This window comes from Pseudomonas sp. Tri1, assembly GCF_017968885.1.
Classification (GTDB): domain Bacteria; phylum Pseudomonadota; class Gammaproteobacteria; order Pseudomonadales; family Pseudomonadaceae; genus Aquipseudomonas.
On sequence record NZ_CP072913.1, the window covers coordinates 6,339,247 to 6,359,981 of the forward strand.

18 protein-coding genes are annotated in these 20,735 nt (G+C 62.2%); 12 read left to right on the top strand and 6 right to left on the bottom strand.

What is annotated here, in order from left to right; genetic code table 11:
- Positions 1-378: 378 nt before the first annotated feature.
- From J9870_RS27725 to ilvD, 4 genes are all read left to right on the top strand, one after another.
- Positions 379-1,458: a SagB/ThcOx family dehydrogenase gene (locus J9870_RS27725; protein ID WP_210641845.1), complete on the top strand. Its 1,080-nt coding sequence runs from the start codon at positions 379-381 to the stop codon at positions 1,456-1,458.
- Positions 1,455-2,408 (top strand): diiron oxygenase, encoded by a 954-nt coding sequence (locus tag J9870_RS27730; RefSeq protein WP_210641848.1) that lies wholly within the window; start codon positions 1,455-1,457, stop codon positions 2,406-2,408. The genes J9870_RS27725 and J9870_RS27730 overlap by 4 nt, the downstream gene beginning before the upstream one ends.
- Complete coding sequence (locus J9870_RS27735) at positions 2,401-3,606, top strand: MFS transporter (protein WP_210641851.1); 1,206 nt, start codon at positions 2,401-2,403, stop codon at positions 3,604-3,606. Before J9870_RS27730 ends, J9870_RS27735 begins: the two co-directional genes overlap by 8 nt.
- 268 nt (positions 3,607-3,874) lie before the next feature.
- Complete coding sequence (gene ilvD / locus J9870_RS27740) at positions 3,875-5,716, top strand: dihydroxy-acid dehydratase (protein WP_210641853.1); 1,842 nt, start codon at positions 3,875-3,877, stop codon at positions 5,714-5,716.
- Between the two features lie 120 nt (positions 5,717-5,836).
- Here the strand turns inward: ilvD and J9870_RS27745 are convergent, their stop codons facing one another.
- Positions 5,837-6,892, bottom strand: a complete 1,056-nt coding sequence (locus J9870_RS27745) for a haloacid dehalogenase-like hydrolase (protein ID WP_210641855.1) — start codon at positions 6,890-6,892, stop codon at positions 5,837-5,839.
- Between the two features lie 243 nt (positions 6,893-7,135).
- Between J9870_RS27745 and J9870_RS27750 the strand changes: the two genes are divergently transcribed.
- Positions 7,136-8,527 carry an L-cystine transporter gene (locus J9870_RS27750; RefSeq protein ID WP_210641856.1) on the top strand — a complete coding sequence of 464 codons (1,392 nt, stop codon included), beginning with the start codon at positions 7,136-7,138 and terminating at the stop codon, positions 8,525-8,527.
- 106 nt (positions 8,528-8,633) lie between these two features.
- On the opposite strand, the gene J9870_RS27755 is transcribed toward J9870_RS27750, so the two are convergent.
- Complete coding sequence (locus tag J9870_RS27755; protein WP_210641858.1) at positions 8,634-9,146, bottom strand: dihydrofolate reductase; 513 nt, start codon at positions 9,144-9,146, stop codon at positions 8,634-8,636.
- Between the two features lie 96 nt (positions 9,147-9,242).
- Between J9870_RS27755 and J9870_RS27760 the strand changes: the two genes are divergently transcribed.
- Both J9870_RS27760 and J9870_RS27765 read left to right on the top strand, forming a co-directional pair.
- The gene (locus J9870_RS27760) at positions 9,243-10,610 is read left to right on the top strand and encodes a DUF2868 domain-containing protein (RefSeq protein WP_210641860.1); all 1,368 of its coding nucleotides are present in this window, start codon (positions 9,243-9,245) and stop codon (positions 10,608-10,610) included.
- On the top strand, positions 10,603-11,976 hold the full coding sequence (locus tag J9870_RS27765; protein WP_210641862.1) for a GTPase/DUF3482 domain-containing protein: 1,374 nt from the start codon (positions 10,603-10,605) through the stop codon (positions 11,974-11,976). The genes J9870_RS27760 and J9870_RS27765 overlap by 8 nt, the downstream gene beginning before the upstream one ends.
- An 87-nt stretch (positions 11,977-12,063) precedes the next feature.
- On the opposite strand, the gene J9870_RS27770 is transcribed toward J9870_RS27765, so the two are convergent.
- Positions 12,064-12,555, bottom strand: coding sequence for a DUF523 domain-containing protein (locus tag J9870_RS27770; RefSeq protein WP_210641864.1), 492 nt, complete (start codon positions 12,553-12,555; stop codon positions 12,064-12,066).
- A 2-nt stretch (positions 12,556-12,557) separates the two neighbouring features.
- The gene (locus tag J9870_RS27775) at positions 12,558-13,190 is read right to left on the bottom strand and encodes a 2OG-Fe(II) oxygenase (protein ID WP_210641866.1); all 633 of its coding nucleotides are present in this window, start codon (positions 13,188-13,190) and stop codon (positions 12,558-12,560) included.
- 141 nt (positions 13,191-13,331) lie between these two features.
- Here J9870_RS27775 and J9870_RS27780 point away from each other — a divergent pair, with 141 nt between their 5' ends.
- On the top strand, positions 13,332-14,075 hold the full coding sequence (locus J9870_RS27780; RefSeq protein WP_210641867.1) for a DUF2059 domain-containing protein: 744 nt from the start codon (positions 13,332-13,334) through the stop codon (positions 14,073-14,075).
- 128 nt (positions 14,076-14,203) lie between these two features.
- Here J9870_RS27780 and J9870_RS27785 read toward each other — a convergent pair whose 3' ends face one another.
- A complete protein-coding gene (locus tag J9870_RS27785; RefSeq protein WP_210641869.1) occupies positions 14,204-15,151 on the bottom strand; it encodes an alpha/beta hydrolase in 948 nt (315 codons plus the stop codon).
- Between the two features lie 107 nt (positions 15,152-15,258).
- Between J9870_RS27785 and J9870_RS27790 the strand changes: the two genes are divergently transcribed.
- From J9870_RS27790 to J9870_RS27800, 3 genes are all read left to right on the top strand, one after another.
- Positions 15,259-15,846, top strand: a complete 588-nt coding sequence (locus tag J9870_RS27790) for a DUF6436 domain-containing protein (RefSeq protein WP_210641871.1) — start codon at positions 15,259-15,261, stop codon at positions 15,844-15,846.
- Between the two features lie 110 nt (positions 15,847-15,956).
- The gene (locus J9870_RS27795; protein ID WP_210641877.1) at positions 15,957-18,365 is read left to right on the top strand and encodes a penicillin acylase family protein; all 2,409 of its coding nucleotides are present in this window, start codon (positions 15,957-15,959) and stop codon (positions 18,363-18,365) included.
- A gap of 100 nt (positions 18,366-18,465) precedes the next feature.
- On the top strand, positions 18,466-18,807 hold the full coding sequence (locus J9870_RS27800; protein WP_003206631.1) for a carboxymuconolactone decarboxylase family protein: 342 nt from the start codon (positions 18,466-18,468) through the stop codon (positions 18,805-18,807).
- 11 nt (positions 18,808-18,818) lie between these two features.
- Here the strand turns inward: J9870_RS27800 and J9870_RS27805 are convergent, their stop codons facing one another.
- A complete protein-coding gene (locus tag J9870_RS27805) occupies positions 18,819-19,784 on the bottom strand; it encodes a DJ-1/PfpI family protein (RefSeq protein WP_210641878.1) in 966 nt (321 codons plus the stop codon).
- Positions 19,785-19,971: 187 nt separating this feature from the next.
- Between J9870_RS27805 and J9870_RS27810 the strand changes: the two genes are divergently transcribed.
- On the top strand, positions 19,972-20,610 hold the full coding sequence (locus J9870_RS27810) for an HD domain-containing protein (RefSeq protein WP_210641880.1): 639 nt from the start codon (positions 19,972-19,974) through the stop codon (positions 20,608-20,610).
- Positions 20,611-20,735: the final 125 nt, after the last annotated feature.

Below are 20,735 nucleotides of genomic sequence, written 5' to 3' on the forward strand. Positions count from 1 at the left end.
ATGTGATTCGCAGCCTTGGCTGCGATTTTTTTTGCGCGTATGAAAAGTTACCGAGCACCGAAGTTAATACCGACTTTGGCGAATCTTGTATGAACTCTCCCACATTATTACTGGAGCTTTCCTACTCAATACTCACTTGCCAAGCCCCCATTACAAACTATGATTGAGCTGTCACATGGCAGTGACGACCATTAGAAGCACAACACTTGTTTCAAACAAAGGAGCTGCATCATGAAAGCAATCAATCTGGAAGCTGACAAAATCGCTAATCTGGCGGGCCTGATTGTTCCCAAAGCCGCTAAGTAAGTAACCGATGGGGCCGAGGAGTGCCGGCGCTTCGACCCCATCCAGACTCTTCGCCCAGCGGAATCAATTTTCATGCATATAAATCCGTACCTTTTCATACTTGCGCGCCCGCCACACCAGATCGTATGGAACTATGAAAACCATACTCAATTCGAACTTAACCTCAACTATTCGCTACGTCTGGCACAACTTATAAACGACCCTGCACAATTCGACACCAGCAACACCATTGATATTGAACTTGCAAACGCCGACATACTGATTAAAACACCCATCAAACCCCTTACCTGGAACTGGGATGAGTTGTCGAAAATATTTCATATCGGCACAAAAAATATACCGTGTGAATGTGTTCCCCAAGATGTGAATCAATGGGCAGCCTCGTACCTGCAACATTGCAGCGAAATACTTTCCTCACCCACGCCTCCCACCCGGGTACAGCCGTGCCCGGTCGAGCGGATTGCCCTTGCCCCCTGCGCCTTGGTTAATCTGCAGGACGTTTCGCTGACGCAGACACTATTGAGTCGGAGCACTTCTCGCTCATTCAGTGGGCACGCCATTTCAATCGAGCAAGCCAGCACCCTCCTGTACCTGACCCTGGGCTACCTGAACGAACGCTCGGTCATTCCCGCCAGCCTTCCCGACGCACTGGACGCGCGTCGCAGCAGCCCCTCGGGCGGCGGCCTGAACGCCTGCGAGGGCTATCTCTACGTGCGCAACGTCGTCGGCCTGGAACCGGGCATCTATGCCTATCATCCTGACGAACATGCCTTGAGCCTGATACGGCCGCTACCGGATGAACCCCTGGGCCAATTGCTATGCGGCCAGCACTTCATCGATCCATTACCGTTCGGCCTGTTCATCACCTCGCGCTTCGACAAACTCTGGTGGAAGTACGAACACTCCCGCGCCTACCGGATGGCTTTTGTCGAAACAGGTCACGTGTCCCAGACCTTCCTGATGGTGGCAACCGCACTGGGCCTCAAGACCTGGCTGACCGGGGCACTGTCCGACCGCCAAGTGGAACGCCTGCTTGGCCTTGAAGGCGCACCCGAGCAACCGCTGTTTTTTGTTGGCTGTGGTCATGGCGACGGACAGGTGCACTGCAAGGAATTGATGGCTCTGGTCAATGGCCAGGACAACACACCATGACGGGCCCAGCCTCTACGCAAACGCCTCGTTACACCTTGGGTGATTGGGATAACAAGGCAGCAGTACGCGTGAAAAAAAACGACTACCGCCTGCCCGACGACCTGGAGCGACAACTGGCGACTCGGGACTGGTTTCCGCCAGCCTTCATTCCCTATATCGCGCATCCACTGATCGACAAGGCGGGACGCGCCGTTGCCCTGCGCCTGGCGGCTAATCACCTGGTGTATTTCCTCGACTACACCACCATGCTCGAACATCAGGTCGTCAATCGCGCGGTGGAAATCATCGTTCACGGCGAACTGGCCGCAGCGATCCCCAGGCCGATGAAAACCGCGGCTCTGCAGCTCTACACGGACGAGGGTTATCACGCTCTTTTTTCCAATGAAGTGGCCGAACAGATCGCCGCCCTGTATGACATTCGCGACCGCCCACGCCCCAGGCGCATCGATCGGCTGCTGGGTGTGATCGAAGCCGCGAGCCCCGCCGATCGCCCCCTGGCGTGGTTCCTGTTGGGGTTCGTCTCCGAAACGATCATCGCCAAAGAACTGTTGGCCATCACCCGTGAACGCCTGGTTTCCACGGTGTACCAGATGCTCAGGAATCATCTCGAGGATGAAGCACGCCACAGTCGCTACTTCTGCGAGGTGTTCCAGTTTCTGTGGGCCGCCCTGCCCCCGACCCAACGCGATCGGGCCGCAAGGATGCTGCTGGAGATCATCGGCCTTTACTTCGAGCCAGACCTGCCTTGGCTGATGCGCAGCCTCTCCAGCGGCGGCTTCGACGAGCAGTCATCGCTGCAGATCATTGCCGAACTCCGGCAACCGGATGCCCATGCCCGACGGGTTCGCTGCGGCGCGGTATCGACATTCGCGGCCATGACGAAAGCGAGTTTTTTCGACAACGAGAACAACCGGCAGCTTTTCTCTCAAGCGGGGTTTATCGATGGCTGACACCAAGGACCTTTTGCACACCCGAAAACCCGCCGTCGTCGGTTTGCTGCTGACGCTGACCTTGCTCGGTGTATTTCCGATCGATGTGGTGCTGCCCTCGTTCCCTGCACTGTCCGAACACTTCCAGCGCCCATCGTCCGATATCGCCCTGTCTGTCAGCCTGTTCGCGGTGGGTATCGCCCTTTCGCAGCTGCTGATCGGCCCACTCTCCGACGTCATGGGGCGAAAAAACCTGCTCTTGATCGGGATTACCGTTTCGGCCCTCGGCGCAACAGGCTGCGTGCTCGCCGACGGCTACGGGGCCTTTCTGTTCTTTCGTGTCGTCCAGGCCTTGGGCTGCGGTTGTTTCGTACTGTCCCAGGCGTTGATCCAAGACCTGTTCACCGGCCGCGAGCAGCAGCGACTGCGCATCTTCCTGGTCACTTGCGGCGGTATTTTCATTTCCGTTTCCCCCCTGGCCGGCACCGGGCTACAGAGCTGGATTGGCTGGCGTGGCAGCTTCCTGGTGTTCATCGTCCTGGCCGTCGGCGTGTTCATGAGCGCACGCCTTTTACTCAAGCCTTGCGCGACGGGCCACCAACGCAAGCACCTGGATTTCATCGCAGCCTATCGAAAGGTTTGCAGTGACTTCAGCTTCATGGCCTATTGGTTGACGTCGGCCCTGGCCTTTTCCTGCCACTTCTCGTTTATCGTCATTTCGCCATTGGTGCTCATCGACCAGTTGCAACTCTCGCCCGAGGCCTTTTCGTGGACGCTGCTGGGCTACGGACTGGCTTATATCGGCGGGGGAGCGGTGGCGACCGTACTGAGCACGCGGATCGACCCACAGACGCAAATCATCACAGGCCTGGGCCTGATCCTGGCGGCGGGAGCCTTGATGCTCGGGCTGTCCAGTCACTTTGGCTTGTCGGTCACCACCCTGTTGCTGCCCATGATTGTATGCACCACCGGAACGACCATTGCCCGGGCGGCGGCCCACACCCGGGCCATGAACCTATTCCCGGAACAAGCCGGTACGTCCGCCTCGGCCGGCAGTGTGCTGATCTTCGTCGTCGGTGGCCTGACCAGTGCCGCGATCAGCCTTACACCACTGGACCTGCAAGTGACCCTGGCCCTGTGCCTGATGCTGCTCAGCCTCCTGGGGCTGGGACTCAATACCCTGGTGCGGCATCGTCACAGGGGCCTGTTGCCCGGCTGAACGCTGCCAGTCGTCATCCCAAGCGCGACATTGGCGTCCGATCGGCGCTTTGCGTCATTTCATCCTGGCGCCAGCGGTGTAGAATCGCGACATTCATCGCCATTCATCCCCGGCGGGTTTATGAGCTCATGCTGAGGCGCGCAGCGATCCTGCAAAGTCATCGGCAACGTCCGGACACACCGCCAAACCCGGGTGTTCCAGACGTCGACAGAAGCTCACTTCCCCATTGATACCTGATAAGTACCTGATTAGCCGCCCGGAGTGCTCCATGCCTGATTACCGCTCGAAAACATCCACCCATGGCCGCAACATGGCCGGCGCCCGTGCCTTGTGGCGCGCCACGGGGATGAAGGATGACGACTTCAAGAAGCCGATCATCGCCATTGCCAACTCCTTCACCCAGTTCGTACCGGGCCACGTTCACCTCAAGGACCTCGGCCAACTGGTCGCGCGGGAAATCGAACGCGTCGGCGGCGTAGCGAAAGAATTCAACACCATCGCCGTGGATGACGGCATCGCCATGGGCCACGACGGCATGCTCTATTCGCTGCCGAGCCGCGAGATCATCGCCGACTCCGTCGAATACATGGTCAACGCCCACTGCGCCGACGCCATCGTGTGCATTTCCAACTGCGACAAGATCACCCCTGGCATGCTCATGGCTGCCCTGCGCCTGAACATCCCGGTGATCTTCGTTTCCGGCGGCCCGATGGAAGCCGGCAAGACCAAGCTCGCCAGCCATGGCCTGGACCTGGTGGACGCCATGGTCATCGCCGCCGACTCCAGCGCCTCTGACGAGAAGGTTGCCGAGTACGAACGCAGTGCCTGCCCGACCTGCGGTTCGTGCTCCGGCATGTTCACCGCCAACTCGATGAATTGCCTGACCGAAGCCCTGGGCCTGGCGTTGCCGGGTAACGGTTCGACCCTCGCTACCCACAGCGACCGCGAACAGCTGTTCCTGGAGGCCGGCCGGACCATCGTCGAACTGTGCAAGCGCTACTATGGTGAGAACGACGAGTCGGTGTTGCCGCGCAACATCGCCAACTTCAAGGCGTTCGAAAACGCCATGACCCTGGACATCGCCATGGGCGGTTCCACCAACACCATCCTGCACCTGCTGGCGGCGGCCCAGGAAGCCGAGATCGATTTCGACCTGCGCGACATCGACCGCCTGTCCCGTCACGTGCCGCAACTGTGCAAGGTCGCGCCGAACATCCAGAAGTACCACATGGAAGACGTGCACCGTGCCGGCGGGATCTTCAGCATCCTCGGTTCCCTGGCCCGTGGCGGCCTGCTGCACACCGACCTGCCGACCGTGCACAGCAAGACCATGGCCGAAGGCATCGCCAAGTGGGACATCACCCAGACCACCGACGAGGCCGTGCATCACTTCTTCAAGGCCGGTCCGGCGGGCATCCCGACGCAAACCGCGTTCAGTCAGTCGACCCGTTGGGAAACCCTGGATGACGACCGCGAAAACGGCTGTATCCGCAGCGTCGAGCACGCCTACTCCAAGGAAGGCGGCCTGGCCGTGCTGTACGGCAACATCGCCCTGGACGGTTGCGTGGTGAAAACCGCCGGCGTCGACGAGTCGATCCACGTGTTTGAAGGCAACGCCAAGATTTTCGAAAGCCAGGACAGCGCCGTGCGCGGGATCCTCGCCGACGAAGTTAAAGCTGGCGATATCGTGATCATTCGCTACGAAGGCCCGAAAGGCGGCCCGGGCATGCAGGAAATGCTCTACCCCACGTCCTACCTGAAGTCCAAGGGCCTGGGTAAAGCCTGCGCCCTGCTTACCGACGGTCGTTTCTCCGGCGGTACCTCAGGCCTGTCCATCGGCCACGCCTCGCCCGAAGCGGCGGCTGGCGGTGCCATCGGCCTGGTGCGCGATGGCGACAAGGTGCTGATCGACATTCCGAACCGCTCGATCAACCTGTTGATCAGCGATGAAGAACTGGCCGCGCGCCGCGTCGAGCAGGACAAGAAAGGCTGGAAACCGGTGGAAGTGCGTCCGCGTAAAGTCACCACGGCCCTCAAGGCCTATGCCCTGCTCGCCACCAGCGCCGACAAGGGCGCGGTGCGGAACAAGGCGATGCTCGACGGCCTGTAAGCGTCGTTAGCCGCAATAAAAATGCCCCGCCAAGTGCGGGGCATTTTTATTGGGGTGAACGCAGATCCCGAGAACACCGAAATCAAATGTGGGAGCGAGCTCCCACAGGGGTCGTGGGTCTTATTGAATGTCTTCCGGCTTGACGATCACCCAGTTCTTATCCGCCGTCACCGGCAACCCTTCCTTGGCCTGGGCGGCGGCGTGCTTGGCCATCATGCCGTTAATCTGGGTCATGTATTTGTCCTTGCGGTTGACCCACAGGTGAATGCCGCCCTTGGCTACGTCCACATCATGGAACAGCATGTAGCCGTCACTGCTGGGTGTGTCGCCGCCCACGAGCACCGGTTTTTTCCATTCGTCGATGTAGGTCAGGATTGCCGCATGTTTGCCAGCCATCCAGGTCGCCGGGGTCCACAGATAAGGCGTGTACTCCAGACCGAGGTTGGCCTTCTCATCATATTTGCCAGCGCTGATCTGCTTGCGTGCGGTGGTCAGTTCGCCAGTCTTGCGATCCTTGAGCAGCGTGGTCACGCCGATGACGTTTTGCGGCTTGAGGTTGTAGCCGTACTTCGGATCGGCGGCGACCATGCGCACCAGCTCTTCCGACGCCGCGGTCATGACATAGACCTCGATGCCGTTTTCCATCAGCTTGTTGTACAGCTCAGCCTGGCCGGTGAAGACCTTGGGTGGGTTGACGTTGTAGTTGACCACCTTGTCGCCATCGTAATACGTGGTCGGCACTGGCTTGCCAGAAGCCATCAGCTCGTCGACGTAGCCCTTGAGCTCCTTGAGGGTAAAGCCAGAAAACACCTGGGCAACCCACGGGTAGCAAACCATGTCATCCACTTCGCACAGGCGGTAGTAATAGCTGAACAGGCTTTCCTTGTGATCGGCGGTGTCCTTGAACGGCATCAGCTTCAAGGAAGGGTCCAGGGTTTCACGGGTGATGAGGCCCTTGTTCTCCATGAACGGCAGCAACGACTCTTCAAGATCGTAGCGGTAACTGGTGTTGTCCATGTCGAACACCGCGTAGTTACCTTTGTTGGCGTTGGCCGCGATCATCGCTTCAAGGGCCTTGGCCTGTTCCGCCGGCCAGTGCTTGAGATCGGTGGCAAGGGCTTGGCCAGCAAGGCCAAGGCTCAAGGCGACAGCGAGAAAACGAGGTACGAGCTTCATCGGCATTTCTCCCAGGTTCAAAGAACCCGACGCTAACAAATGCGTGTGACAGTCCTCGCCTGCCCGCGACCGCTTGCGTCTTGATAGCGCCAGCGGCATATCCGTAAACGCCACACCCTTATTCCATAAACGACAATCTACATGCTCTTTTAGTATTAATTCATTAGTTATCAGGCTGTTAGGCTTCTCGCCTCGCAGTCGCGGCTTCGGGCGACTGGCACGTCTTATCGGAGTCTTTTTTTAATGAATCTGCCGCTGATCCTCAATCTGTTGGTGTTCCTCGCCTTGCTGTTCGGCCTGGCGCAAACCCGTCACCGCACCTGGAGCCTGGCCAAGAAGGTGCTGCTGGCACTGGTGCTGGGCGTGGTGTTCGGTCTTGCCCTGCACACGATTTATGGCACCGGCAACCCGGTGCTCAAAGCCTCGATCGGTTGGTTCGACCTGGTGGGCAACGGTTACGTGCAGTTGCTGCAAATGATCGTCATCCCGCTGGTTTTCGCCTCGATCCTCAGCGCCGTGGCCCGCCTGCATAACGCCTCGTCCCTGGGCAAGATCAGCTTCCTGACCATCGGCACGCTGTTATTCACCACCGCCATCGCCGCCTTGATCGGCATCGGCCTGACCAACCTGTTCGGCCTCACCGCCGAAGGCCTGGTGGCCGGTACCCAGGAGTTGGCGCGCCTGCAGGTGATCCAGAGCGACTACGCCGGCAAGGTCGCCGACCTGAATATCCCGCAATTGCTGCTGTCGTTCATTCCGCAGAACCCCTTTGCCGATCTGGCCCGGGCCAAGCCGACCTCGATCATCAGTGTGGTGATTTTCGCAGCGTTCCTCGGTGTTGCGGCGTTGCAGCTACTCAAGGATGACGTAGAGAAAGGTCAGAAAGTGATCAACGCCATCGATACCCTGCAAAGCTGGGTGACGCGCCTGGTACGCCTGGTGATGAAACTCACCCCGTACGGCGTGCTGGCCCTGATGACCAAGGTCGTGGCTGGCTCCAACCTGCAGGACATCATCAAGCTCGGCAGCTTCGTGGTGGTGTCGTACCTGGGGCTGGGCCTGATGTTCGTGGTCCACGGCCTGCTGGTATCCGCCGCCGGGATCAACCCGCTGCGTTTTTTCCGCAAGATCTGGCCGGTGCTGACTTTCGCCTTTACCAGCCGCTCCAGCGCCGCGACCATCCCGCTGAGCATCGAAGCCCAGACCAGCCGTCTCGGTATCCCGCGGGCAATTGCCAGCTTCAGTGCCTCATTCGGCGCCACCATCGGCCAGAATGGTTGCGCCGGCCTCTACCCGGCCATGCTCGCGGTAATGGTTGCGCCAACGGTGGGCATCAACCCGCTGGATCCGCTATGGATCGCGACGCTGGTGGCGATCGTGACGTTGAGTTCGGCCGGGGTGGCCGGTGTCGGTGGCGGCGCGACGTTTGCCGCCTTGATCGTGCTGCCGGCCATGGGCTTGCCGGTCGCGCTGGTGGCGCTGCTGATTTCCGTCGAGCCGCTGATCGACATGGGGCGTACGGCGTTGAACGTCAGCGGCTCGATCACCGCCGGGGCGATCACCAGCCAGGTGATGCAACAGACTGACAAGGCGTTGTTGGATGCCGAGGAGCATGGGGAGTTGGTGCACGCTTGATGGCCTCATACCTGTGGGAGCGAAGCTTGTTCGCGAAGAACGGTGACGCGGTTGGACTGAAGCACTGCGTCGTCTGAATCTCGAGCAAGCTTTGCTCCCACATGGCTTAGCGCTTTTCCCACACCTCAAAGCTGTAGGCCGGTTTGTCCCCTTCGGCCGGGTTAGGCTGGTTCGACACCAATGTCCACTGGTTCGAATCGAACGCTGGAAACCACGCATCCCCTTCCGGGCTCAGGGCCACGCGGGTCAGGTACAACCGATCCGCTTGCTCCAAGGCCTGGGCGTACAGTTGGGCGCCGCCGATCAACATCAGCTCATCGACGCCTTGTTCCAGCGCCCACGCCTCGGCTCGCGCCACCGCAGCCTGCAGCGTGGAAAAGATTTCCGCGCCCTCCAGCACCAGGCCAGGCTGTCGGCTGACCACGATATTCAGACGCCCCGGCAAGGGGCGACCGAGGGAATCCCAGGTCTTGCGCCCCATGATGATCGGCTTGCCCAGGGTAGTGGCCTTGAAGTATTTGAAATCCCCCGGCAAGTGCCAGGGCATGCTGTTGTCGACGCCGATCACACGGTTTTCACCGAGGGCTGCGATCAGGCTTAGGGGGAGAGTTCTGTTCATGGCGGCGAGGATACCAGAGGCTCGACGCCTGGCAACGTACCCCGACAAGCGCCACAGCGGTTATGCTCAACCCTCATTCGAGCAACGGAAGCGCCCGTGACAGAACTGCAGAACCTCTGGTTGACCGAGACGGTACGCCTGCGTGAAGAGCACGCCGGCCCGCTCGAGGACCAGGAAGCCAATCGCCTGGCCCGTGCGGCAGGGGGCGACTTATCCACCCGCATCCGCCACCGCGCCCACTGGCTGGCCGAACGCGATGGCCTTACCCAAGCCCTGCGCCACTGGCTGCAAGGGGCGCGCCTGGCACTGTTGGTATTGGCGGTGCTCGCTATTATCAGCGGCGCCGGCCTGGGCTTTGCCGCCCTCGGCGACGGGCAAACGCCGGTCAATGTGTTCTGGGCCTTGGGCAGTCTTTTGGGGCTGAACCTGATTCTGCTCATTTCTTGGACCCTGGGTCTGATCTTCGCCGGTGAGCAAGGTGCCGCACTGGGGCGCCTGTGGCTGTGGCTCAGCGAAAAACTCGCCCGCGATGCCAAGGCCGCCCAGCTGGCACCGGCCCTGCTGCTGTTGCTGCAACGGCACAAGCTCAATCGCTGGGTCCTCGGCGCGCTGGTCAACGGCTTGTGGCTGCTGGCGATGCTCAGCGCCCTTGTCATCGTATTGATGCTGATGGCGACCCGGCGCTATGGCTTCGTCTGGGAAACCACGATTCTCGGCGGCCAGACCTTCGTCGCCATGACCCAGGCGCTAGGCGCGCTGCCCGCACTGCTGGGGTTCAGCGTACCGACCGCGGAGATGATTCGCGCCAGCGGCGACGGCGCCCTGAACATCGAAAGCGCCCGGCAGGCCTGGGCCGCCTGGCTGGTGGGCGTGCTGCTGGTCTATGGTGTGGTGCCACGCCTGGGCCTGGCGCTGCTGTGCCTGTGGCGCTGGCGGCGTGGCCGGGCCACGCTGCGCCTGGACTTGAACCTGCCGGGCTACGCACAACTGCGCGAACGGCTGATGCCCAGCAGCGAACGCCTGGGCGTCAACGACGCCGCGCCTGCGCAGTTGCATCACACCGAAAGCGCGGTCGGCGCAATGCAAAGCGATGGCGCATTGCTGGTGGCCATCGAACTGGACAATCGACCCTGGCCACCGAAACTGCCAGACACCGTGAAGAACGCTGGCATCCTCGACAGCCGCGAGTCGCGCCACAAACTCCTTGAACAACTGTCACGCTTTCCCCCGGCACGACTGGCGATTGCCTGCGACCCACGCCGCTCCCCTGACCGTGGCAGCCTCACGTTGATCGCCGAGCTGGCCCGCAGCGCCAGCGCCACCCGTGTCTGGCTGTTGCAAGCACCGCCCGGCGAAGCGCTGGACGCCGAGCGCCTGGGCGACTGGCACGACGCGTTGCAGCAGTTGCAATTGCCCTTCGCCGACTGTGCACCCCTGAACTGGCTGGAGACCGGCCATGACTGAGCCCCTGAAGCCGCTGAAACTGGCCGTGGTCGGCCACACCAACGTGGGCAAGACGTCGCTGCTGCGTACCTTGACCCGGGATGTCGGCTTCGGCGAAGTGTCCCACCGTCCGAGCACTACTCGACATGTCGAGGGCGCGCGTCTGTCGGTGGACGGCGAAGCGCTGCTGGAGCTGTACGACACGCCGGGCCTGGAAGACGCCATCGCCCTGCTCGACTACCTCGATCGCCTCGAACGCCCTGGAGAACGCCTGGACGGCCCGGCGCGACTGGCCCGCTTCCTTGAGGGCAGCGAGGCGCGGCAACGCTTCGAGCAGGAGGCCAAAGTGCTGCGGCAACTGCTTGCCAGCGATGCCGGGCTCTATGTGATCGATGCTCGGGAACCGGTGCTGGCCAAGTATCGCGATGAGTTGCAAGTGCTCGCCAGTTGCGGCAAGCCGCTGCTGCCGGTGCTGAATTTCGTCAGCAGCGCCAATCACCGCGAGCCCGACTGGCGCGAAGCCCTGGCACGGTTGGGGCTGCACGCCCTGGTGCGCTTTGACAGCGTCGCCCCGCCCGAGGACGGTGAACGACGTCTGTATGAAAGCCTTGCATTGTTGCTGGAAAGCGCCCGGGGGCAACTGGAACGACTGGTCGCCGATCAACAGGCCCAACGCCAGGCTCGCCAACAGAGTGCGGTGCGCTTGATCGCCGAGTTACTGATCGACTGCGCCGCCTGCCGTCGCAGTGTGGCCAGCGATGCTGAACTGGAACGCCAAGCCATCAGCGAGCTACGCAACGCGGTACGTCAGCGTGAACAGCGCTGCGTCGAAGCGCTGCTCAAGCTCTACGCGTTCCGGCCGCAGGATGCGGCGGCCAGCGACCTGCCGCTGCTCGACGGCCGCTGGGGCGATGACCTGTTCAACCCTGCAACCCTCAAGCAACTGGGCGTGCGGGTCGGTGGCGGGATCGCGGCGGGCGCGGCGGCCGGTGCCGGTGTGGATTTGCTGGTGGGTGGCCTGACCCTCGGTGCCGCCGCCTTGGCCGGGGCCATTGCCGGCGGTGCTCTGCAAACCGCACGCGGCTACGGCAACCGGCTGATGGGCAAGCTCAAGGGGCAGCGGGAACTGACGGTGGACGACAACGTGCTGCGCCTGCTGGCCCTACGCCAACGCCAACTGCTGCAAGCCCTCAACCAGCGTGGCCACGCGGCGGTGGACAGCATCCGCATCGCCATGCCCCAGGACAAGACCTGGCGCGAAGGCAAACTGCCCGACGCCTTGGGCAAGGCGCGGGCGTATCCGCAATGGTCGTCGTTGAATCCTCAGGCGCGGTTGAGCCAGGCGGAGCGGCAGGAGCAGATCGAGCAGTTGGCCGAGCAGCTCTAGATGACACAATTCCTGCTTGGGCACATGGTGCCCCCTGTGGCGAGGGGATTTATTCCCTCGCCACAGGAAAGCAGCGCTACCCCGTAGTTACTCGTCGATCAAAGCCCTGAGCGCCGCAGCGGCCTCCGGCAACTCCAACTCACTGAACACCTGCACCCCATGGCGCTTGAGCAACGCTGCCGTCACGCCTTCGCCACTGACTTTCACGCCACTGAACGTCCCGTCATAGGTCAGCAGGTTGCCGCACGACGGGCTGTTGGCCTTGAGCACAGCGATCCGGATGCCGTGCTCACGCACCAACGCCAGCGCTTGATACGCACCTGATAAAAACTGCGCGCTGACATCTTCGCCGTCCGAGGTGATTACCGCTGCGCGACCATCGAGCACTTGCCCGCCCTGCCCACCGGGAATCTCTGCCGCCGCGCGTGGCGTGGGCAGGCCGCCGGCGACTTCCGGGCACAACGGCACGACCCGGCCTTCGTCGAGCCATTGCTGCAACTGATCGAACGGCCCGCTGGCGCCACCGTCGTAGCGCACGCGGTGCCCAAGCAGGCAGCGACTGACCAGGATCTTTTCCATGCTCAGAACAACTCGTTGCCACGGCGCCGGAACCATCCCGTCAAGGACAGGCGATCGCGCGTGGCAGGCAGGACTTCATGGGGTATTTCCCCCGACAGGAACACCACCAGGCAGCCACCAGAGGGCACCACGTCATGTTCCACGCCGTCGTCCAGGTACATGCGCAACTGACCGCCATGTTCCGGCAGCCAAGCGTCGTTGAGATAGAGCACCGCCGACACCATGCGCCGGTCGTCGTCGCGAAAGCGGTCGACGTGCTTGAGGTAGAACGCGCCGGGCGGGTACAGGGCGAAATGGCTTTCGAAATCTTCCAGGCCCAGGAACAACCCCCGATTCATCGCCTCGCGCAGACTGTCCATCAGCCCCAGGTAACGGTCGCAGGCCTGCGCCTGGCCGGGTTCGATCCACTGGATACGATCACCGCGAATGCCTTCACGAATTTCCGAAAACGGCCCGCGCCCGACCGCGGCCGGCGCCAGCTCGCCCTCGGCGGCACGCTGGCGACATTCAGCCGCCAGGGCACGGGTCAGCGCATCCGGCAGGAAAATGTTCTGCTGCGACCAGCCGCGCTCGGCCAGGTCGTCGACGATACGTAACAACAGGGGGTGATCAGAAGGTATTTGCATGGCGCGCATAGTATTCCTGTGCCCGTAAAACCGACAGCGACGCTCAGCAGGTTTTTTGCTGCCAGATAGCACCGCCGTACGAACTTGATACGAATTCTCGACAAGACCCCACACCCCACGGAGAATAGTCGGCTGCTGACAGGAGTCCCTATGCGCCGTTTGCTTTTCTCACTGTTGATGTTCTGCGTATTGCCTGCCTGGGCAGACAGCTATGACCAGTTGTACAAGGTCGCCGGCTGGCCGGAACAGCGGGCGCATTTCAATGACGCCCTGAGCGCCGCGCAGCAGCGTTACCAGGACAGCCTGCCGCCAGCGGTGTTCCAGGCACTGGTGAACAACAGCAATCAACGTTTCGCCCCCCAGGCCATGGACCAGCGGGCCGAAGCGCAAATGCGCAAGAATCTTCGCGACCCTCAGCCGGCCCTGAGCTTTTTCCAATCGCCTTTGGGCCGCAAAGTCGTGGCCGCCGAGCTACTGGCGACCCGTCGCGATCAACTGGCGAAAAACGCCAAGGGCCTGCCGAAGATGCAAGCCAGCGACAACCGCCTGTTGATCATCGGCCACCTGGCCAAGGCCCTGCCGGCCCGCGAGGCTGGCGCTGAAGTCAGCCTGGCGATCGCCGGCGTGGCGGCCGATAGCCTGAGTTCGATGATCCCCGGCCTGCTGGGCGGCGGCCAGGCCCAGGGCATGCTCAATGGTCAGCGCCAGCGCCTGATGGAACAGATCGGCACCGACCTGAACAACACGTTGTTGTACGTCTACCGCGACCTGACGGATACCGAGCTGGAAGAGTTTTCCACCTTCGCCGAGTCGACCGAGGGCCAGGCTTATTATCAAGCGGCCTTGGCGGCGATTCGGGCGGGGTTGGCGGTGGGGCAGAATCTCGGGCAGTAGATCTTCAGCGTCCATGGCACCGCTATCGCGAGCAAGCTCGCTCCCACATTGGACCTTTGGCGCTCGTCAAACCTGAGTTCACTCAAGCCTCTGCGGGAGCGAGCCTGCTCGCGATAGCAATCGCCCAGTCACCGCCGCGCCCGGCTCATCCGCTTGGTCAGAAACCCAAACATCTCCTGCCGTATCGCCAGCGTCTCGTTCGCCAGGTGATGCCGGCCTTCAGACAACATCAATACCTGCGGCCGGTCGAACTTGCTGCGCAGCACCTGCAGGTTATGCCCCCAGTCCACCGTCATGTCCGCCTGCCCCTGTACGATCAATGGCTGGCGCGGGCTGCTCGGGGCGGCTTCGATGCGTTTGATCCACTGCCCCAACGCCCCCACCCACGCGGTGGGCAGGCGCAGCGGTTGCAGCGGATCGGCTTGCAGGAAGGACAGGAACTGCGGGTCGTTGGAGTTTTCGCTGAAACGCCGGGCGATGCCGGTCACAAAGGGTTTGAGCAGGTAATAACTCAGGCGCGACCAGCCCCAGGCCCGCGGCCGTACCAGGGGCGACAGCAGAATGACCTGGCCCTGGGCCGGGCTGTTGGCACCCTGGTTGAGCACGTGATCGACCACGATGGCCCCGCCGGTGCTCTGTCCGCATAGATGCCAGGGTTGCGGCAGGTCCAGCTTTCCGGCCTCGCTCAGCAGGCCCTGCAACGTGGCCTGGTACTCGGCGAAATCGCCAATGCTGGCGCGTTCGCCGCTGGACAGGCCATGCCCCGGCAAGTCGCAGGCGATCACCGCGAATTTCTGCTCCAGGGCCCACTCGATCAAGTGTCGGTACAGTCCCATGTGATCGTAGTAACCGTGGAACACAAACATCGTCGCTACGGCTTTGTCCGGCCACCAGACCTGAGCGACCACCTCATACCCGTCTATCTCGAAACGCCCCAGTCCCTTGCGCAACGGGCGCTGGGGGAAATCCAGCCCATAGAACCGCTGATAGGCCTGCGCTTGCTCCGAGAGAGGCTGCCACTGCGCCAAGGGTTGCAGGCTGGCACGCAGGTGATCGGGGTCGAAAGTGGCAGGCATCACTATTTCCAGGCAAGGCGCAGCGCGCGAAACGGACTTTATAGGCCTGCGATATTCATCTGTCGCGGCAGGCATGGCAAGCTACGCGGTCTCAGAGGATCGACTCCATGCGTTCGCCCCACCGCACGACCTTGCTTGCCAGCCTGCTTGCCCTCGGGTGTGCCGCCGTGTTGTGGGTCGCCTACGACTGGTTCCAGGGACGTTTTCTGCGCACGTTCAGCCAGCACACGGCGGTGTTTTCCGGCGACCCTTTGCGCCTGCCGACCGAACTGGCCGGCCCCGGCGCGATCCGCCTGGTGCATTTCTGGGATCCGGCGTGCCCCTGCAACGTCGGCAATCAGCAACACCTGGCTGAACTGATCGATAAATATGTGCCGCAAGGCGTCGAGTTTTACACGGTGCAAAAGGCCGGCAGCCAAGGTCGCCTGCCGACCACGCTGAGCAGCCTCAAGTCCCTTGCGGTACTCCCCGGCTCGAGCCAGATTCCAGCCAGCCCCGCCGTGGCGATCTGGGATCGCAGCGGCAAACTGGCGTATTTCGGCCCCTACAGTGAAGGGCTGACATGCAACTCGAGCAATAGCTTCATCGAGCCGATCCTCGAAGCATTGAGCGTCGGCCGGACGGTCGATGCCACCCACACGCTGGCGGTGGGGTGTTATTGCCCGTGGGGCCAGGACACATCAGCCAAAGAATAGCCAGCCGGGGGAAATCCCTCCGAGGAGCGATGCGCAGGGAAGCAGCGGCATGTTAAACAGGGAATAAACAGCGAGACCATGGGGTCGCTGTCACTCAATAAGGAATCTCCATGAAACGCACCCTCATCGCCTTCCTGTCATTGGTCGTCACCGCCATCATCGTCGCGGGTGGCTACCTCTACAGCAAGCAGCCCACCCGCCAGGGCACGGTGCAACTGCAAGGACTGCACGGTTCAGTGACCGTGCGCTACGACGAGCGCGGCGTGCCGCACATCCGCGCCGAGAACGAAACCGACCTGTACCGCGCCCTCGGCTATGTCCACGCCCAAGACCGGCTGTTCCAGATGGAAATCATGCGCCGCCTCGCCCGCGGCGAACTGGCCGAGGTGCTGGGGCCTAAGCTGCTCGACACCGACAAGCTGATGCGCAGCCTGCGTATCCGCGAGCGCGCCGCGACCTATGTCACCGAACAAGACCCACAATCCCCGGCCTGGATGGCGATGCAGGCCTACCTGGACGGCATCAACGCCTACCAGGACAGCCACACCCGACCGGTGGAGTTCGATGTGCTGGGCATTCCCAAGCGCCCCTTCACCACCGAAGATACCGTGAGCATTACCGGTTACATGGCCTACAGTTTCGCCGCCGCGTTCCGTACCGAACCACTGCTGACCTACGTGCGCGACCAACTGGGCGCCAACTACCTGAATATTTTCGACCTCGACTGGCAGCCTCAAGGCGTACTGGCCGCCAGTCGCAAGAGTGCCCTGCCATTGGCGGCCAGCGCCTGGAAGGACCTCAACGCCCTGGCTCGCCTGAGCGAGCAGGCCCTGGCCGACAATGGCCTGCCGCAGTTCGAGGGCAGCAACGCCTGGGCGGTCTCCGGCAACCGAACCCACAGTGGCAAGCCTTTGCTGGCGGGCGACCCGCATATTCGCTTTTCCGCGCCCTCGGTATGGTATGAAGCGCACCTGTCGGCGCCGGGTTTCGAGCTCTACGGGCATTACCAGGCGCTGATGCCCTTTGCGACGCTGGGCATGAACAAGGATTTCGGCTGGAGCGTCACCATGTTCCAGAACGACGACCTGGACCTGATCGCCGAGAAGGTCAACCCGGACAACCCTGAGCAGGTCTGGTATCGCGGCCAATGGATGGACATGACCCGCAGCGAACAGCAGATCGCGGTCAAGGGCCAGGCGCCGGTGACCCTGGTGCTGCGCCAGTCGCCCCACGGTCCGATCGTCAACGATGCCCTCGGCGCGAACGCCGGCGAGACGCCGATCGCCATGTGGTGGGGGTTCCTGGAAAGTCGCAATCCGATCCTCGACGCCTTCTACCAGCTCAACCGCGCCGACAGCCTTGCCAAGGCGCGCAGCGCGTCAGCCAAGATCCATGCACCTGGGCTGAATGTCGTCTGGGCCAATGCCAAGGGCGATATCGGCTGGTGGGCGGCGGCGCAATTACCCAAGAGGCCGGCCGGCGTGAAGCCCGGATTCATACTCGATGGCAGCAGTCCGGAGGCGGAAAAAGAAGGCTTCTACCCTTTCAGCAGCAACCCCCAGGAAGAAAACCCGCCACGGGGCTACATCATCTCGGCCAACTTCCAGCCGGTGCCGGCCAGTGGCATCGAGATCCCGGGTTACTACAACCTCCCTGACCGTGGCCAGCAGCTCAACCTCCAGCTCAGCGACAAACAGGCGAAATGGGACATCGAGACCACCCAGAAACTGCAACTGGGTACCACCACCGCCTACGGCCCGCGCTTGCTCGCACCTTTGCTGCCGGTGCTGCGTGAAGTGGTCAGCGATCCGCAGGAGCGCAAATGGGTGGAGCAACTGGCCCAATGGCAAGGCGATTACCCGCTGGACTCCACCAGCGCCACGCTGTTCAACCAGTTCTTGTTCAACCTGGCCGACGCGGCCCTGCACGATGAGCTGGGCGACGGCTTCTTCGAGACCGCGCTGTCGACCCGGGTGATCGACGCGGCCCTTCCACGCCTGGCGGCTGCGGCAGACTCACCGTGGTGGGACGACCGCTCGACACTGGGTACGCAAACCCGGGCCGACACCGTGAAAAAAGCCTGGAGCAAGAGCCTGGCGCACCTGAAGACCACCCTCGGCGAGGATGCCACGCAATGGCAGTGGGGCAAGGCCCACACCCTGACCCACGGCCATCCGCTGGGCATGCAAAAGCCGCTGGATCGGATCTTCAATGTCGGCCCGTTCGCTGCGCCGGGCACCCACGAAGTGCCTAACAACCTCTCGGCCAAAATCGGCCCGGCGCCCTGGCCAGTGACTTACGGCCCGTCCACCCGACGGATCATCGACTTCGCCGACCCGGCCCACAGCGTCACCATCAATCCGGTGGGCCAGAGCGGCGTGCCGTTCGACAAGCATTACGAAGACCAGGCCGAGGCCTACATCGAAGGGGTGTATCACCAGGCGCACCTGGCCGAGGAAGAAGTGGTGGCCAATACCCGCGCAACCCTGAAGCTGTTGCCGGCCAGGGCCGCGCCCTGAGTTTGTGGGGTATTTTTTCATCGCCAACAGGCTTGATCGTCATGGATGGTCAAGACTACTAGGGTTCAACACCCCGTCCCCCTTCATAGGAGTCAACGCAATGTTCAACAACTGGTCCGAACTGCTGCCCACCATCAAGAGTGCCTTTGGCGCCTTGGGCAAGAGCAACCCGAAAATGGTCAAGGCCTACATGGCCCTGGATGAAGCCGCTGCCGAAAACGACGTCCTCGATGCCAAGACCCGTGAGCTGATCTCCATCGCCGTGGCCATCACCACCCGCTGTGACGGCTGCATCGGCGTGCACACCGACGCCGCCATCAAGGCCGGCGCCACCCGCGAAGAAATCGCCGCCACCCTGGCCACCGCGGTGTCGCTGAACGCCGGCGCGGCGTACATCTACTCTCTGCGCGCACTGGAGGCCCATGACGCGTTGAAGAAGTGACCGGCTGACGCCTACGCCAGCGCGCCGAAATTCAGCCTGAATTGCTGCGGCGTTACGCCCAGCCTGCGATTGAATACGCTGCGCATGTGCTGGGCATCGCGAAAGCCGCATTGCCAAGCCACGGTCTTGAGCGGGGCGCGGGTGCTTTCGAGCATCACCCGCGCCGCGTCCACCCGGGCCTGCTCGACGAACTCCGCGGGCGTGATCTTCGCTTCCCGGGTGAACACCCGAGAGAAGTTACGCTGGCTCATGCTCGCGGCATTGGCCAGATCGGCGATGGTCAGGTCACCGTTCAGGTGCGCCAGTACATAGGCCTGGACCTGGGCCACGGTGGATGTCGGTTCAGCGTGGGGTGCAAGAAAAGGGCTGAATTGCGACTGCCCGCCCGCGCGCTGGGTGAACACCACCAGCCGCTTGGCAACACTCAGGGCAACGTCCGGGCCATGGTCCTGGGCCAGCAGGAACAACGACAGGTCGATGCCAGCGCTGACCCCGGCGGAGGTGTAGAGCTGGCGGTCCTGCACGTACAAACGATCCGCTTCGACCCGGGTCGAGGGACACAGCTGCGCCAGCGCCGCGGCGTCACCCCAATGGGTGGTAACAGTCCGCCCCTCCAGCAATCCAGCCCGGGCCAGCATGAAAGCGCCATTGCAGATCGACCCAAAGCGCCGGGCCCGACCACAGGCCTCCCGCAGCCAAGCATCGAATTCTGCGCCAAGGTGTATGAACGGCAACTGCGGCCCACCCGCGACCAACAGCAGGTCGTAGGCCTGCCGAGCCTCGCTGAAATGCCGATGGGCATTCAGGGACAAACCGTTGGAACAGGACATCGCGCCTCGCTCGGCGCCGATCACTTCAAGTCGATAGTGATCCTCGGCGACCAGGAACCGATTGGCTTCGCTGAACACGTCCATGGGCCCGGTAACGTCCAGCGACTGGACACCAGGGAATACCACGACGGCGACGATTTTCTGCATGGTGCTTGCTTGCCTTCGAGTCGAACGACTCCAGCACCCTAGCCAATTCGCGCCCCGGAAGCCATCTGGCACGAAACCCAGGCTTATTGGCAAGGATCGCAGCCATGGGAACATTGTTCCGGGACCTTGCGGCGAACAGACTGACCCCCTCGGCGCCGCACTGGCCCATCGTCAAGAGGAGAACAGCATGAACAGCATCGCCGGCATCAAGATCCCCGACAGCACCCTCGCCCGCGCCACCACCGAGTACATCCGCGATATCGAGTCCGACCTGCTGTACCACCACTCTCGCCGGGTATTTCTGTTCGGCGCCTTGAGTGGCCAGCGTCGGCAGTTGGCCTATAACCCGGAGTTGCTGTATGTCGGTGCGATGTTCCACGATCTGGGTCTGGTGGAGGGTTATCGCAGCGACAACGAGCGCTTCGAAGTAGACGGTGCAAACGCGGCCGCAGCGTTTCTCAAGCCCTACGGATTGAGCGATGACGACATTGAGCAGGTGTGGCTGTCGATTGCCCTGCACACTACGCCGGGCGTGCCCAAACATCTGCGTCCCACGGTGGCGCTGGTGACGGCCGGAGTGGAGATGGACGTGCTGGGAATGGACTACGCCGCGTTCCCGGCAGCGCAACGCGACGCCGTGGTGCACGCTCACCCCCGCGGAGCAGGTTTCAAGGAGTGCATCATCTGCGCCTTCGCCGACGGCTTGCGGCATCGTCCGCAGACCACCTTTGGCAACGTGAAGACCGACGTGCTGGTGGATCAGGAACCCGGGTTCAAACCGATGAACTTCGTGGAGGTAATCCGCACTTCGCCTTGGCATTCGTAGCCAGCACGCCCCACCGCTATCGCGAGCAAGCTCGCTCCCACAAGGGGATCTGCGTTCGGCCGCGAATTTGTAGGCGAACAAAAAACTGAGGGAGCGGGCTTGCTCGCGAAAGCGGTGCATCAGCC